The organism is Christiangramia portivictoriae DSM 23547 (assembly GCF_000423045.1).
Classification (GTDB): Bacteria; Bacteroidota; Bacteroidia; order Flavobacteriales; family Flavobacteriaceae; genus Christiangramia; species Christiangramia portivictoriae.
In genome coordinates this window covers 369133-383509 of record NZ_AUHF01000001.1, presented here as the reverse complement: position 1 = coordinate 383509, position 14377 = coordinate 369133, and the positions used below count along the sequence as shown (strand labels likewise).

15 protein-coding genes are annotated in these 14377 nt (G+C 41.4%); 4 read left to right on the top strand and 11 right to left on the bottom strand.

Features of this window, described 5'->3' with window-relative positions; genetic code table 11:
* Nucleotides 1-56: 56 nt before the first annotated feature.
* From mgtE to G529_RS0101805, 9 genes are all read right to left on the bottom strand, one after another.
* A complete protein-coding gene (gene mgtE / locus G529_RS0101845; RefSeq protein WP_026913906.1) occupies nt 57-1409 on the bottom strand; it encodes a magnesium transporter in 1353 nt (450 codons plus the stop codon).
* The gene (rsmA, locus tag G529_RS0101840) at nt 1390-2211 is read right to left on the bottom strand and encodes a 16S rRNA (adenine(1518)-N(6)/adenine(1519)-N(6))-dimethyltransferase RsmA (protein WP_026913905.1); all 822 of its coding nucleotides are present in this window, start codon (nt 2209-2211) and stop codon (nt 1390-1392) included. Before rsmA ends, mgtE begins: the two co-directional genes overlap by 20 nt.
* A gap of 6 nt (nt 2212-2217) precedes the next feature.
* Nucleotides 2218-2538 (bottom strand): DUF4286 family protein, encoded by a 321-nt coding sequence (locus G529_RS0101835; protein WP_026913904.1) that lies wholly within the window; start codon nt 2536-2538, stop codon nt 2218-2220.
* Between the two features lie 18 nt (nt 2539-2556).
* A complete protein-coding gene (locus G529_RS0101830) occupies nt 2557-4341 on the bottom strand; it encodes a tetratricopeptide repeat protein (protein ID WP_026913903.1) in 1785 nt (594 codons plus the stop codon).
* A gap of 46 nt (nt 4342-4387) precedes the next feature.
* The gene (gene serS, locus G529_RS0101825; RefSeq protein ID WP_026913902.1) at nt 4388-5659 is read right to left on the bottom strand and encodes a serine--tRNA ligase; all 1272 of its coding nucleotides are present in this window, start codon (nt 5657-5659) and stop codon (nt 4388-4390) included.
* A 70-nt stretch (nt 5660-5729) separates the two neighbouring features.
* A complete protein-coding gene (locus tag G529_RS0101820; protein ID WP_026913901.1) occupies nt 5730-7049 on the bottom strand; it encodes an HTTM domain-containing protein in 1320 nt (439 codons plus the stop codon).
* Complete coding sequence (locus G529_RS0101815; protein WP_026913900.1) at nt 7039-7977, bottom strand: bifunctional riboflavin kinase/FAD synthetase; 939 nt, start codon at nt 7975-7977, stop codon at nt 7039-7041. The genes G529_RS0101820 and G529_RS0101815 overlap by 11 nt, the downstream gene beginning before the upstream one ends.
* Before the next feature lie 6 nt (nt 7978-7983).
* Entirely contained in the window at nt 7984-8610 is a 627-nt protein-coding gene (gene pth / locus G529_RS0101810; RefSeq protein ID WP_026913899.1) for an aminoacyl-tRNA hydrolase, read from the bottom strand.
* 134 nt (nt 8611-8744) lie between these two features.
* Nucleotides 8745-9401 (bottom strand): 50S ribosomal protein L25/general stress protein Ctc, encoded by a 657-nt coding sequence (locus G529_RS0101805; protein ID WP_026913898.1) that lies wholly within the window; start codon nt 9399-9401, stop codon nt 8745-8747.
* 217 nt (nt 9402-9618) lie between these two features.
* On the opposite strand from G529_RS0101805, the gene G529_RS0101800 reads away from it, so the two are divergent.
* Entirely contained in the window at nt 9619-11196 is a 1578-nt protein-coding gene (locus tag G529_RS0101800) for a Ppx/GppA phosphatase family protein (RefSeq protein WP_026913897.1), read from the top strand.
* Between the two features lie 59 nt (nt 11197-11255).
* Here G529_RS0101800 and G529_RS0101795 read toward each other — a convergent pair whose 3' ends face one another.
* Both G529_RS0101795 and G529_RS0101790 read right to left on the bottom strand, forming a co-directional pair.
* Entirely contained in the window at nt 11256-12191 is a 936-nt protein-coding gene (locus G529_RS0101795) for a ribose-phosphate pyrophosphokinase (RefSeq protein WP_026913896.1), read from the bottom strand.
* Between the two features lie 128 nt (nt 12192-12319).
* Nucleotides 12320-12619, bottom strand: a complete 300-nt coding sequence (locus G529_RS0101790) for a winged helix-turn-helix transcriptional regulator (RefSeq protein ID WP_026913895.1) — start codon at nt 12617-12619, stop codon at nt 12320-12322.
* Between the two features lie 123 nt (nt 12620-12742).
* Between G529_RS0101790 and G529_RS0101785 the strand changes: the two genes are divergently transcribed.
* The 3 genes from G529_RS0101785 to G529_RS0101775 are packed head-to-tail and all read left to right on the top strand — an operon-like array spanning nt 12743 to nt 14240.
* Nucleotides 12743-13255 (top strand): lactoylglutathione lyase family protein, encoded by a 513-nt coding sequence (locus G529_RS0101785; RefSeq protein WP_026913894.1) that lies wholly within the window; start codon nt 12743-12745, stop codon nt 13253-13255.
* 50 nt (nt 13256-13305) lie between these two features.
* Nucleotides 13306-13584, top strand: a complete 279-nt coding sequence (locus G529_RS0101780; protein WP_026913893.1) for a hypothetical protein — start codon at nt 13306-13308, stop codon at nt 13582-13584.
* Complete coding sequence (locus G529_RS0101775; protein ID WP_026913892.1) at nt 13581-14240, top strand: ATP-binding cassette domain-containing protein; 660 nt, start codon at nt 13581-13583, stop codon at nt 14238-14240. The genes G529_RS0101780 and G529_RS0101775 overlap by 4 nt, the downstream gene beginning before the upstream one ends.
* Nucleotides 14241-14377: the final 137 nt, after the last annotated feature.

Genomic DNA, 14377 nt, shown 5'->3' with positions numbered 1-14377 from the left:
ACTGAAAATGCCTGCTGCAAAGTTAAGAATGATTTGGCAGAAGCCGTAAAATAGTGCTAGAATCCAAGGATCGCTTTGGCGATAAGAAAATAAGTAAGGATCCCGAAAACATCATTGCTTGTAGTAATAAATGGTCCGGTGGCAACAGCGGGATCGATATTGTTTTTATTCAGAATAATTGGGATGAATGTTCCAATTAAAGCCGCTAATACAATCACAGAGATCAGGGCCACGCCAATACTAATCGATTCCTGGATGCTGGTTCCAAAGAAATAGGAACTAATGGCGAAAACTATCAGTGCGATCGAAGTTCCATTGATAAGAGCCAGGCCAAATTCTTTAAGAAGCCGGGATAAAATATTGCCTCGCAAACTGTCATTCGCCAGTCCCTGTACGATGATCGCACTGGACTGTACTCCCACATTCCCGGCAGTTGCCTGGATAAGCGGCACAAATACAAGTAAATTTGGATAGGTGGTAAGTATGGTTTCAAACCCGGAAATGATACTGGCAGCCCCGAGACCACCGAACATCCCGATCATTAACCAGGGTAATCTCGCCCTTGTTTGCTTGAAAATGTTATCATCGGCCTCCACATCTTCAGAGATACCGGCGGCCATTTGATAATCTTTTTCAGCTTCTTCCCTTACGAAATCAAGAATATCATCTACCGTAATTCTCCCAACCAGCCTGCTCATTTCATCTACGACGGGAATCGCTTCCAGGTCATATTTTTGCATGATCCGCGCTACCTCGTCACCTTCAGTATGCACATTTACATAGTCTACCTGTGGAATATAAACATCGCTGATATTTGCATTGCTTGGTGCGGTTAGCAAATCCTTTAGGGACAGTCTACCCTTTAATTTATTTTTGGAATCAACGACATAAATGGAATGAACACGGGTGACGTTCTCTGCCTGTTTGCGCATCTCGGCCATACAGCCAGTCACACTCCAGTTTTCGTTCACCTTTACAAGTTCCTTTGCCATCAAACCCCCGGCAGAATCTTCGTCGTAACGCAGCAGTTCCACGATATGGTCTGCATGCTCTTCATCCTCAATTTCGGCGATTACATTTTGCTGAAGTTCCGGTGACAGTTCAGAAATAATATCTGCCGCGTCATCGGTATCCATTTCATTCAGCTCTGAGGCGATCTCACTGGGAGAAAGATTTTCAAGAATACGTTCCCGAACATTTTCTTCCAGCTCCATAAGAGCTTCAGCAGTTTTCTCACTATCCAGAAGCCTAACGATATAAGTGGCTTCTTCCAGGTTGATCTCGGTAAGAATTTCAGCAATATCAGCATGATGCACATCTTCAAGATGCAACAACAATTCCTCATCGTTTCCCTGTTCGATGAGGTACTGGATCTTGTCTATTAATTCTTCACTTATTTGAAACTGCATACGGCTCTATTTTTTGCGTCAGTTCAATAAACTGCTGGAAACCGAGTTGTTCCGGTCGAGAGCCAAATATAGTATCTTCCCTTAAATTATCTGGAAGATTAAGACTTTTTAAAGAATTACGAAGTGTTTTTCTACGCTGGTTAAAAGAGGTTTTCACCACGGTGAAAAACAGCTTTTCATTACAGGGAAGACTGTAATTTTCTTTGCGCTTTAAACGTAGCACTCCGCTATCTACTTTAGGAGGCGGATTAAAAACTGTTGGAGGTACGGTAAACAGGTATTCTGCTTCATAAAAGGCCTGTACCAGAACGCTTAGAATTCCATAAGCTTTGCTTCCTTCCTTTTCACAAATTCTTTTAGCGACTTCTTTCTGAAACATTCCAGAAAATTCAGGAATCTGGTCACGCATTTGCAAAACCTTGAAAACGATCTGTGTGGAAATATTATAGGGAAAATTACCAATTACAGCGAACTGTTCCTCTTTAAAAATGCTCCCTAGGTCATGTTTTAAAAAGTCCTTTTCATGAATTCGACCACGCAAATGCAGGTAATGACTTTCCAGATATTCCACACTTTCTGAATCGATTTCGATCACGTGAACTTCAGTATCCTTTTCAAGTAGATATTTTGTAAGCACACCCATCCCCGGTCCTATCTCCAAAGTTTTTTCATACCCGGAATATTGCAGAGTATCAGCGATCTTCCTGGCGATATTCTCATCTGTCAAAAAGTGCTGACCAAGATGTTTTTTAGCCCTTACATCTGTATTGGAATTCTGTCCTGGTGGCCTGTTATTTTTCATAGTTGATTATTCCTGTGAAGTATGTTCACCAATTATTTCAAGTTCAGTTCTAAAAGCCACAAATTTACCTTCGAAGGCTTTGGAACTTGCTCGCATTCTGGTGGCATCCTCATTGTAATAGCGCTCCAGCATTTCCTTACTTTCCGTAGTATACTGTACCGAATAGGTGATGCCACCCATAGGTTCCTGCACCATTACTTTGGTCATCAAGGCCTTGCTGAACTTTCCTGTTTTCAACATTTCCGGGATATGCTCTTTTTGCATCCACTCCATCCACTGGTCATGGATCTCTTCCTGTACGTTCAGGGTCACGTTATAAATAATCATGGGAAAATTTTAATTGATTTATTCCAGTACATCTCCACGAAGCTGCCGGTACTTTTTTCGGGCATCTGTAAAGTAGATACTGTTGGCAAAGTTAAAGATAATTTGCTCGTAAAGCGGCTTTGCTTTCTCTGGATGTTCAAGCTTGTTTACATAGAGCTCGGCCAAGAAATAATGCGCATTATCTGCCAGGATATCATCACCATAGGATTGTATGATCTGCAAATAATTATGTTCTGCCTCGTCATAGATCGATTCCTGTTCAAAAAGCTTTGCCTGTGAATACAATGCCTCATCCTCAATACTTTCACCTTTATGCGTTTCCAGGATGTTGTGGAGCATGGAGATCGCCTCCGGGTTTCGCTTTTGAAAAGCCAGCAGATCTGCCTTTGCATACTTTTTAAGTGCAGTTTGCGTACTATCTTCCTGGCTATTATCACTAATGAGCAGACTTAGTTCCATGGCATCATTGGCGATTAATTGAGAAGTGGATTTTTTAAGAATATCAAGCTGAGTTTTCGCCCATTCAAAATCACCCTTATAATAACTGGTTTTAGCCACCTTGAACCTGGCATCCTGCGCCATGACATCATTTTTCACCAGGTTTTGTATTTGTGAGTAATAGATTAGGGCCTGATCAAATTTTTCCTGAAGTACCAGGATGTCTGCCAGTGCCATTTTTACCTTGGCTTTTTCAAAATTCGATAACTGCAACTCCTGTGCATTGTCCAGCATACTAATCGCCTCCTCTTTTTTATCTCTACGGAAGGCTCTAAAGTTTGCCAGATCGATCTGAAGTTCCAGCGTTTCGTTAGTAACTCCATATTCTTCAAGCAATTGTTCAAATTCCGATTCCAGTTCATCCAAACCTGCTGAAGTTAGCGTTTCGGTTTTTAATTTCAACAATAAATGACGGGCCTGTAAATTGAAAGACGGAGAAGGCGATTCTGTGATCGCGTAGCCCAGGATTTCCTGCGCTTCCTCAAATTTCTTAGCATCCCTTGCCAGCAGTGCAAGATTTAGGATTCCCTGTAAGTTCTTTTCTCCTCTTTTATACATTGCGCGTTCCTGTATAAAAGCCTTGTCGTATTGCTTCTGCTGAACGAATAACCAGCTGAGCATTTGATTATATAATAAGCCTGGATCTTCTTGGGATCTCTTTAGTAGTAATTTTCTAAAATTATTATTGGCTTCCGCAGAAGGATCTTCCGTAATATATCTGCTGAATTCCCGGTTGGCCAGACTATAAAATTTAGAATCATCTTCTATGAGATCGAGGTAATTGGCAAACATTTTCTCAGTGTCTCCCTGTTCTCCGTAAATCCTGGCAAGTTGCAGATTAAAGTTCTGCGCGGGATTGATCTCCATGGCGCGTTCATAAGCTTTTACCGCGTAGTCCAGCAGGCTGTACTTCTCAAAACTACGTGCGATGGAATAGGCGTAATTGGGACGCGATTCCCCGGCCTGCAGCGCCTCCTGGTAAAATTGTTCTGCACGTTCCAGGTTTTGCTGTAATTCATAATTATGTCCAATATCAATAAGGATCGCCGGGTTATTCGCTGAAGCATTCATACGCTCCCGCAAAAGATCTTCCGCAGCTTTGAAATTTTCCAGTTGCTGATAGGAACTTACGAGACCGTTAAAAATGACGGGATTGGAAGGATTATCCTCGTAAATCTCCTTGTAAATTTCAACTGCTTTTTTGTATTCTCCCTGATCGAAGAAATTCCTGGCCAGTTGCTCAGATTGTGCAACCGTTACAGAGTCGGTAAGCAGGAAAAACATGATAAATAAAAAACAGCGCATATGTAAATATAAACATTTGTGCTGTTCCAGTATGGTGAGCCTCAGCTTAATCGATCAAATCGAAACCACAGTAGGGAACCAGGACTTCAGGAACTTTAATTCCGTTTTCAGTCTGGTAATTTTCAAGGATTCCCGCAAGTACTCTAGGCAAAGCAAGGGCACTACCATTTAAAGTATGGGCCAGTTCCTTTTGATTCTCTTTATTCTTGTAACGTAATTTGAGTCGGTTGGCCTGGAAAGTTTCAAAATTCGAAACCGAACTTATTTCCAGCCATCTATCCTGTGCTGTAGAGAAGACTTCAAAATCGTAAGTAAGCGCTGCCGTGAATCCAAGATCGCCACCACAAAGACGCAAAATTCGGTATGGAAGTTTTAGTTCTTTGAGCAGGTTTTTGATATGATCTACCATCCCATCCAAAGCTGTATAAGAGTTTTCCTGAGTTTCCACTCGTACGATCTCCACTTTATCAAATTGATGCAAACGATTTAACCCTCGAACATGTGCTCCATAAGACCCGGCTTCTCTTCTGAAACATGGCGTATAACCGGTACATTTGATTGGAAAATCCTTTTCGGTCATCAAATTATCACGAAACATGTTCGTCATAGGAACCTCAGCCGTTGGGATCAGGTAAAGATCATCTTCGGATACATGATACATCTGCCCTTCTTTATCTGGCAACTGTCCTGTTCCATAACCTGAAGCCTCATTGACCATAAGAGGCAATTGATATTCAGTATAACCTGCCTCAGTTGCTTTATCCAGGAACCAGGTGATAAGCGCACGCTGTAATCGTGCTCCTTTACCTTTATAAACCGGAAATCCTGCACCAGTAATCTTATTTCCCAGCTCGAAATCTATGATATCATATTTTTTTGCAAGTTCCCAGTGAGGCTGAGAGCCTTCAGCCAGTACCGGAATATCACCTTCCTTAAATACTTCTTCATTATCCTCCTCGGTTGCACCAGCTGGAACAGAAGGATGAGGAATGTTCGGGATCGTGTATAACAACTCCTGTAGTTGCGCGATCGTGCTATTTAGTTTTTCAGAAAGCTCCCTGGAGTCTTCCTTTAATTTTCCGGTCTTTTGCTTCAGGACGTTGGCCTTCTGCTGCTCTCCATTTTTGAACATAAGCCCAATTTCCTTTGAAAGCTTGTTGGAGGTCGCCAGGGTATCATCCAGTTGCGCCTGGGTGGACCTTCTGGTTTCGTCGAGATCAAGGATCTTATCGAATACCTGCTCAGCCTCAAAATTTCGCTTTTTGAGAGCCTGAATATATTCGTCTTTATGTTCTGCTATTTTGGAAACCTGTAACATAAGGCCGGAAAATTTTAAATGAATTTGAAATTTTTATAAGCTGCAAATGTAGCAAAAGTAGGTTAGAAAATTAGTCTTCACTGGAAGGTAAAATCCAGTCGTGATGACGAAAATGCTGCCATTCTTCAGCCGCCAGATCTACTTTTGGATCAATCAGTGTTTTGTAAGGCCCACGGTTTACCCTTATTTTTCCTTCAGTGTAAACTTCCACTTCCATGCCTTTATCAGCATATTCCTGCTCAAGCCTTTGAGCAAATTGCCAGATCATGTCTGGTTTGCTTGGTATGGCTCTTAGTTGTTTTGGTGATAAATAATCTTCTTTCTGAACGATAATAGTGTCGCTGGTTCCTTTTTCCACGACTTTAAAAGTGATTCTGCCTCCTTTACCCCGAAGCATCATTCGCCAGCTCAGGCGGTGACCTTCTTCGGTCCAGAGTACATCGTCCTGGAAAAACCAGTGTCGCAACGGCAGGGCGACCTGTATGGCGAACCAGACTGCCAAAGCACCAATAAAGATCTTATTCCAGGATGGCACATGGATTTCATCACCTGTATAAAATTTCTTCTTTCCACGCAAAAATACCTTATTGATAGCTTCCGAAGGAAAAAAGAAGATACAGAAGGCCAGCGACATATAGGGGAAAATACCAATATGAAAAATAAAGCTGTTGAAAAGATGGAAGAAAATAGCGGCTATAAATGCGGTCAATCTTGTTCTCTTCCAGAGAAGTAATGGGATTATCAAAAGATCGAACAGCAGCCCGAAATAAGTGATCGCATAGCGAATCCAGGATTGCTGAAGAAATTCCCCAACCAGCCAGTAATCTTTTTTGGAAGCCATAAGCATTGCCGGGAAACTACCATCCAGCCAGTCTGGATATAATTTCGCTATGGAAGCGTAGGTATACACGATCCATAACTGAAGTACAATGACCACCCAGACCCATCTGGGCATGGAAATCCTGCTAATTTCCGGTTTTCTCCATGCATCTATTGAAAACCAGCGATGTGCCGGTAACAGGCTCATGATAAAACAAAGAAGCATTAGCAGGTAGTAGTGATTATTGTACGAGGATTTCTGCATTAAATAGACCCCTGCCCACATGATCCCGTACAGTACCATGGACATGCGATATTTGAATCCCAGCATGACGAAAATGCCGAAAACACCCATGATCGCGTAATACCAGATCATTCCGTTGCCAGGTAGCGGCTGTAAAAATTCAAATCCTATAAAATTGAACGTAAACTCGGGCTCTATCATGGTACGACGAACCCAGCCTGTAAAAATGGCTCCAAAAGCCTCAATAGTGATCAATAATCCAAATAAAGCACGAAAAACAACGAGTGCTGAATTATCGACCTCTTTGAACAACCACCTATTCAGCATAATTATCCTTGATAAATTGACTTGAAAACGCCTGGTCCTGCTTCATCGCGACCTTTAATTCGTCTACTGAATTGAATTTCTTTTCATCGCGAATTCTTATCAGCATTTCTATGGCAAATTCTTTTCCGTAGAGATCGCGATCAAGATCAAAGAAATAAGTTTCGATGGTTTGCTCCTTACCTCCCACGGTGGGATTGGTCCCAATATTCATCATTCCGAATATAACATCCCCATCCAGAACAGATCTTACCACATAAACACCATTTTTAGGGATAAGTTTGTAGTCTTCAGAAATCTCAAGATTTGCGGTGGGATAGCCCAGATCTTTTCCAATTCCTCTTCCTCTAACCACGGTTCCTTTCAGGGTAAATTTGCTTTGAAGGTAAATATTGGCCTGTTCCACTCTTCCGTTCAGAAGAGCTTTTCGTATTTTAGTAGAACTAACTGCCACCTGCTCCACATCCTGCTGGGAGATCTCTTCCACTTCGAAACCAAATTCTTTTCCAAATTGCCTGAGATCGTTAATATCTGCAGTTCGATTACGTCCAAAGCGATGATCGTAGCCTATAATGATCTTTTTAGCGCGCAGTTTGTTTACGAGAATATCCCGTACAAATTCTAAAGCCGTCAATCTCGAAAACTGATGGGTAAACGGGTGAACAACCAGATGATCAATCCCGGTTTCATCTAATAATTGCCTGCGCTCCTCGATGGTATTGATCAATTTAATATCACTTTCTTTTTGCAATACCATTCTTGGATGAGGAAAAAAGGTAAGCACTACCGAGTCCAGGTTATTGGCCCTCGCAGCGTTCACCAGGCGATCTATGATCTTGCGATGTCCCGCATGAACCCCATCGAAGGTTCCTATGGTCACTACGGTTTGCCGTTCACTATGAAATGAGTTTGCACCTTTATGCTGTTCCAAATCCTGCTATTTTCCGTTAAATGAATTCATGGTATTGGAAACTCCTGCCGTTCCAAAGCTTAGTATTAACTCTGCGGAAGTTTTTAAACGTTCCGGCATCTTTTGAAGTTCATCCTCTTCCCATTCACCAAGTACATAATCTACCTGCTGTCCCTTGGCAAATTCATCACTGATTCCAAATCTAAAGCGATTGTACTTCGTTGTATTTAACTGTGCCTGTATATCCTTAAGACCATTATGGCCTCCATCACTGCCTTTGGTTTTAAGTCGTAAAGTTCCAAACGAAAGGTTGAGATCATCTGTCACGACAAGCAGATTCTCCAGGCTGATCTTTTCCTTCTGCATCCAGTAATTCACTGCTTTTCCGCTAAGATTCATGTATGTGCTGGGTTTGAGCAGCACAAAGGTTCTACCTTTATATTTAAAACTGGCCACATCGCCCAGTTTCTGCGTTTCAAAGCTCACCTCTTTTTCGCTGGCAAGTTCATCAAGGATCTTAAACCCTATGTTATGCCTGGTATTTTCGTATTTCAGACCAATGTTTCCAAGGCCTACGATCAAAAATTTCTTCATGGGATCTATTTGCTTCCCGGTCTCTTTCTTACGTAATATCCTTCCGAAGAATGAAAGCATCCAATTTAGTTTTCGTAAAGATAAAATTTATCAGCTACTTTGAAATTGTATTGCTAAAAACCGAATGATAAAATTCTGCCAATAAAAAAAGCATTCCAAAATGGAATGCTTTTCTATATGATTGAAAGTTAAGACTAGTTGTCTTCTCCTTCTTTTACTGCTGCCACATCATCAGTCTCTGTAGCTGGTACTTCGTCTGGAGCAACATCATCCTCATCATCATCGTCATCAAGAGCGACAATGTTACGAGATGTTCTTACCTGACAGATTACTGTGTTATCTGGATGCTGGATCACATAATCCTCACTAGTAACACCAGTTACGTAAAGTTTCTGACCGATCTTAAGTTTAGATACATTTGCAACAATGTAATCTGGAAGATCTCCTGGTAAACCTCTAACTTTAAGACGACGAAGGTTGTATCTTAGTACACCACCGTTCTTAACCCCTCTTGCAACACCTTCAGTGTGAACAGGAATTTCCATAGTAATTGGTTTATCATCGAAGATCTGGTAGAAATCGATATGAAGGATAGCGTCATTCACCGGGTGAAATTGAATATCCTGTAAAATTGCATCAAAAGATTTTCCGTCTTTCAATTTGATTTTAACTGTATGTACATCTGGAGTGTACACAAGGTCTTTGAATGAGATTTCCTCTGCTGCAAAGTGTAGTGGATCACCTTCTACGCCGTACAATACGCAAGGAACCTGTCCAGCATTACGTAGAGCCTTCGTTGCCTTCTTGCCTACGCTTTCTCTTTTAGATCCGTTGATCGTAATTGATTTCATTGTTGTAATTTAAAGTTATAACAAATGTCGTCGGGTCCGCTTTGGACTGCCTTCATTTGCCAAAATTTTGAGGTTGCAAAAGTAAAGCTTTTTCTGAATCTATAAAACTCTGATTGCTAAAATGTTCTGTATACTTCCCTGTTTTATTTTCAGATGGTTTACATCGCAGAACAGCTTTGAATTGTATAAATTGAAAACTCAAGTAATTCTGAAGTCTATGGAAAATCAAACAGCCGAGTCACATCCTAACAAACGAATCGCCGCGATCGATCTTGGAACCAACTCTTTTCATGCCGTGCTGGTAGACATTTATCCTGATGGTAGCTTTCGTACCATAGATAAACTCAAGGAAATGGTCATCCTCGCTGAAAAAGGCATGGAAAACAAATTGAGCGAAGAAGCCATGCAACGCGGCCTCGATGCCATGAAACGAATTAAATTTCTCTGCGACAGCATGCACGTGGAAGAGATTGTAGCATTTGCCACTTCAGCGATACGGGAAGCCACCAACGGCGGAGATTTTATCCAGCGCATGAAAGCCGAATCTGGGATAAAAGTACGCGCCATTTCAGGTGCGAAAGAAGCTGAACTTATTGGCCTGGCGGTCCAGCACAGCATTGCCCTTTCCGAAGAAATGGTTCTTATAGTGGATATTGGCGGGGGAAGCGTGGAATTCATTCTGGGCAATAATGAAAGATTTATCTATTCTCAAAGTCTGAAACTGGGCGTTGCGCGCATGGCAGCTCGATTTGTTTCCAGCGATCCCATTACCAAAGACGAGATCAAAGCATTGAAGAAACATTACAAACAGGAACTTTCGGAACTTTCAGAAATATTGAAGCAACAGGAGGTAAGAACAATGATTGGAAGTTCTGGCACCATGGAAAACATAGGTGCCATGATCGCCAGCAGGAATTCTCATACCGCCAGTATGAGCCTGAACGAACTTGTTTTTGATGTTTCAGAATTTAAAAAACTGTATAAAGATTTTATTCAGCTGGATTCAGAGCAACGGGAAGATATAAGTGAACTGGACGAAAAAAGAATAGCAATCATCAACCCGGGAATGGTACTGGTGAAATACCTAATCAGGGAATTTGATATGGAGGAAATTAAAATTTCAGAAGCTGCCCTAAGAGACGGCATGATCCTGGATTTTATTAAAAAGGAACGCCCTAAACTTGACCTCGTAGCCAATTATCCCGAACCTCGAAAACGTAGTGTTCATGAATTACTACGGAAATGTCACTGGATGGAAGATCATTCCCGGCACGTGGCTTCCATGAGTCTGCAGTTATTCGATGTTTTCCAGGGTGATCTCCAATTGAAGGAAACAGATCGTGAGCTACTGGAATATGCCGCCCTCATGCACGATATTGGTTATTATATTTCTTACCGAAAACATCACAAACACGCCTTATATATTATTAGACATGCAGACCTGCGTGGTTTTACTGAAGATGAGATCAACATCATGGCACATACCGCCCGTTATCACCGAAGAACTGTTCCTAAAAAGAGACATTATCTGTACAAGCAGTTATCAAAAAAACTACGCAAGAGGATCGAGAAATTAGCTGCTTTACTCCGACTCGCCGACGGCCTGGATCGCAGTCATTATCAAAACGTTCAGGAACTGGAGATCATCAAGGCTTCAGAGAAGATAAGATTACAAATTACCACCCTCGGGGATCCTGAGCTTGAAGTATGGGGAGGATTGAGGAAGGCAGATCTCCTGAAGGACATTACTGGAAAAGAGATCGAGATCATTACCATTCAGAATTCTTCGGCTTAAGAATAGCCATAAAAAACGCCGGCTAGAAACCGGCGTTCAAAATTTATAGTCAGTAGGAATTACATAATGAATTTTTCGCTGATGGATTTATTGTCATTTACACTTTTCATGACATCTGCAAAAAGATTTGCGCAACTTACCACCTTGATTTTCTTGCTTTCCTGTCTCAAAGGAATAGAATCTGTGACGATCAATTCCTCCAGTTTAGATTTTTCAACGCGATTATAAGCTTCTCCGGAAAGCACTGGATGTGTGCAAATCGCACGCACACTCAATGCACCACGTTCCATCATAAGATCTGCAGCTTTGGTCAATGTCCCCGCGGTATCCACCATGTCATCCACCAGAACCACATTCTTTCCGGTAACGTCTCCAATAAGCTCCATATGAGAGATGACATTGGCTTTTGCTCTTTGTTTGTAGCAAATCACCACATCGGTCTCCAAAGCTTTTGAATAAGCATAAGCTCTTTTGGAACCACCCATATCTGGAGATGCGATGGTAAGGTTGTCCAGACCGAGATTTTTTAAATAAGGAAGGAATACTGTGCTGGCATACAGATGATCCACTGGTTTTTCGAAAAATCCCTGGATCTGGTCTGCGTGAAGATCCATGGTTATGATCCTGGTCGCTCCGGCAGTTTCGAGAATACTTGCAATCATTTTTGCCGCAATTGGCACACGAGGTTTATCCTTGCGATCCTGTCTAGCCCACCCAAAGTAAGGCATCACCGCGGTAATATGTCTTGCAGAAGCGCGTTTTGCGGCGTCCAGCATTAAGAGCATTTCCATTAAATGGTCACTGCCCGGATGGGTAGAACCAATGATAAAAACCCTGCTCCCTCTAACAGATTCCTCGAAAGATGGCTGGAATTCCCCATCACTATATGTGGACGTGATCACATTTCCAAGATGAGTCCCATAATGATCGGCGATTTTCTCGGCCAGCTCCCGGCTTTGTGTACAGTTGAAGATTTTAGCTTCCGTAGTCGGCATTTGTTGTGTTGTTTAGTTGTGTATGTTATCGTGGCGTAAATTTAGAAAAACTTCTGCGCGAACAGGTCATAATTTTCAATCTGAATTTCAAAAATGTTTGACCGTATTTGAAAAGTCGATTTCAGCAGTCATAGCCGCCTTCCCCATTCGTCCATGTCGCGCAGGATTTTCTCCAGTGAATAGCCCTTTTCTGTTAATTGATATTCCACTTTTGGCGGCACCACCGGATAGACCTTCCTGGAAATAAGAAAATCCTGCTCCAGTTCACGTACTGTCTGCGTAAACATTTTATTGCTGATCTCAGGAATTCTGGATTTGAGAATTCCAGATCTTTCCGGTCCATCGAGCAAATGGAAAAGCACCAAAGGTTTCCATTTTGTACCAATTAGATTCATGGTCGCATTCAAAGGACAAATATTCTTGGACATAATTTTAGACATAAAACTCTGTAGATGTGCAATTTACTCTTTTAGTTACCTATACCACTTTAAGGTAACTTATTGTATACTAGGCAAATATACCTTAGTTTTGAGGCTCTAAAAATTATAATGATGAAAAAAGAAAACACTTATCCAAGATCATTTTCTCATATTGGAATTACCGTTCCAGACCTTCAAAAGGCTGTAGATTTTTACGCTCAAGTCATGGGATGGTATACGATCATGCCCCCTGCGATGGTAGAGAAAGATCCCGATACTGCTATTGGACAGATGTGTATCGATGTTTTTGGTGATGACTGGAATGAATTTGAGATCGCACATATGTCTACCTCAGATGGTGTGGGAATCGAGTTATTCTCATTTTCTAAAGGTAAAAAAGAAGCACCAGAATTCAACCCGTTTAATACCGGACTGTTTCACTTTTGCGTGCAGGATCCTGATATTGAAGGACTCATTGAAAAGATTGTAGCCAATGGCGGAAAACAGCGAATGCCAATTCGGGAGTATTATCCAGAAGACAAACCTTTTAAAATGTGTTATGTTGAAGATCCATTCGGGATCGTGTTCGAGATCTATACACACAGCTATGAGCTTACCTATTCCTCCGGGGCTTATTCCGAATAGTTGATGGAGCTATAATTTTATACCTTACAATCTGCTTAAACTTTTTAAAAATGTTTAACCGGGCTGTATTCAAGTATTATAAAGAGATTAATCTTTACAATGTGCCGCTGGCGATCTTTACGGGGATCGCTGCCGGACCTTTTTATGCATTGCTTATTTATTGCAGTTTTGGGATATTCGTAGGCATGCTCGCTTTCGATTATTTTAAAAAACACCAATACTATATGTTTGAAAACCTGGGGTACAGCAAATCATTCCTGTTAAGCCGGGTATTTGTTCTTCATGTCCTTGTTGCTGTTCTCTTCGGAATAATCCTGATATTATTTTGAAAGTTCTCAGCGTCCAGAATATCCAAAAAAGCTACGCAACCAGGATTCTGGATAACCTGGAGCTGCAATGGAAAACCGGTGAAATTATCGGAATCTTCGGTAGAAATGGAACTGGGAAATCTACTCTCCTAAAAATTCTCTTCGGAAAAATAAAACCTGAGCAGGGCAGTATTTATCTCAATGACCGGGAACTGACATCATCCTCCATCATTTCAGAAAAACTGGTCGCCTATTTACCTCAGGATAGTTTTCTTCCGAAGAATTCGAAAGTGCAGGATATCATTCCTTTTTTTCATCCGGCAGGAGAGGCGCAGGATCGTATATTCTACGCCAAAGGTGTTGGAGATTTTACCACAAAGAAAATCAAAGAACTGTCCCTTGGCCAGCGAAGGTATCTGGAATTACTTCTGATAGGCAATCTTGATCACCCGTTTTTACTGCTTGATGAACCATTTTCCATGGTAGAGCCTCTTTACAAGGAACATATCATGGATTTTTTAACCAGTCTAAAAGGTACGAAAGGGATCATCATCACAGATCATTACTACCAGGATGTGCTGAAAGTTGCCGCCAAAAGTTTTATTCTGAAAAATGGAAGTCTCAAACGCATTTCTTCTGAAAGCGATTTGCTTTCTGAAGGTTATCTGAAAAGCTAGAAAATCTTTAACTTTTAATAACCTGCAAGCCTGAGCGTCAATAAAGATACTTTGTTAACACTAAAGCAAACAGTTCCAAATATGCAGGAGCGACCATTTGGAAACCATCTAATCTGCAAACCTGTAGGTTGCTTATA

Coding starts and splice junctions, on each gene's coding strand:
- G529_RS0101785 (WP_026913894.1), top strand. CDS start 12,743: ATGAAAAAAGAAAACACTTATCCAAGATCATTTTCTCATATTGGAATT.
- pth (WP_026913899.1), bottom strand. CDS start 8,610: ATGCTTTCATTCTTCGGAAGGATATTACGTAAGAAAGAGACCGGGAAG.
- G529_RS0101830 (WP_026913903.1), bottom strand. CDS start 4,341: ATGCGCTGTTTTTTATTTATCATGTTTTTCCTGCTTACCGACTCTGTA.
- G529_RS0101790 (WP_026913895.1), bottom strand. CDS start 12,619: ATGTCCAAGAATATTTGTCCTTTGAATGCGACCATGAATCTAATTGGT.
- G529_RS0101780 (WP_026913893.1), top strand. CDS start 13,306: ATGTTTAACCGGGCTGTATTCAAGTATTATAAAGAGATTAATCTTTAC.
- rsmA (WP_026913905.1), bottom strand. CDS start 2,211: ATGAAAAATAACAGGCCACCAGGACAGAATTCCAATACAGATGTAAGG.
- mgtE (WP_026913906.1), bottom strand. CDS start 1,409: ATGCAGTTTCAAATAAGTGAAGAATTAATAGACAAGATCCAGTACCTC.
- serS (WP_026913902.1), bottom strand. CDS start 5,659: ATGTTACAGGTTTCCAAAATAGCAGAACATAAAGACGAATATATTCAG.
- G529_RS0101795 (WP_026913896.1), bottom strand. CDS start 12,191: ATGCCGACTACGGAAGCTAAAATCTTCAACTGTACACAAAGCCGGGAG.
- G529_RS0101835 (WP_026913904.1), bottom strand. CDS start 2,538: ATGATTATTTATAACGTGACCCTGAACGTACAGGAAGAGATCCATGAC.
- G529_RS0101800 (WP_026913897.1), top strand. CDS start 9,619: ATGGAAAATCAAACAGCCGAGTCACATCCTAACAAACGAATCGCCGCG.
- G529_RS0101805 (WP_026913898.1), bottom strand. CDS start 9,401: ATGAAATCAATTACGATCAACGGATCTAAAAGAGAAAGCGTAGGCAAG.
- G529_RS0101820 (WP_026913901.1), bottom strand. CDS start 7,049: ATGCTGAATAGGTGGTTGTTCAAAGAGGTCGATAATTCAGCACTCGTT.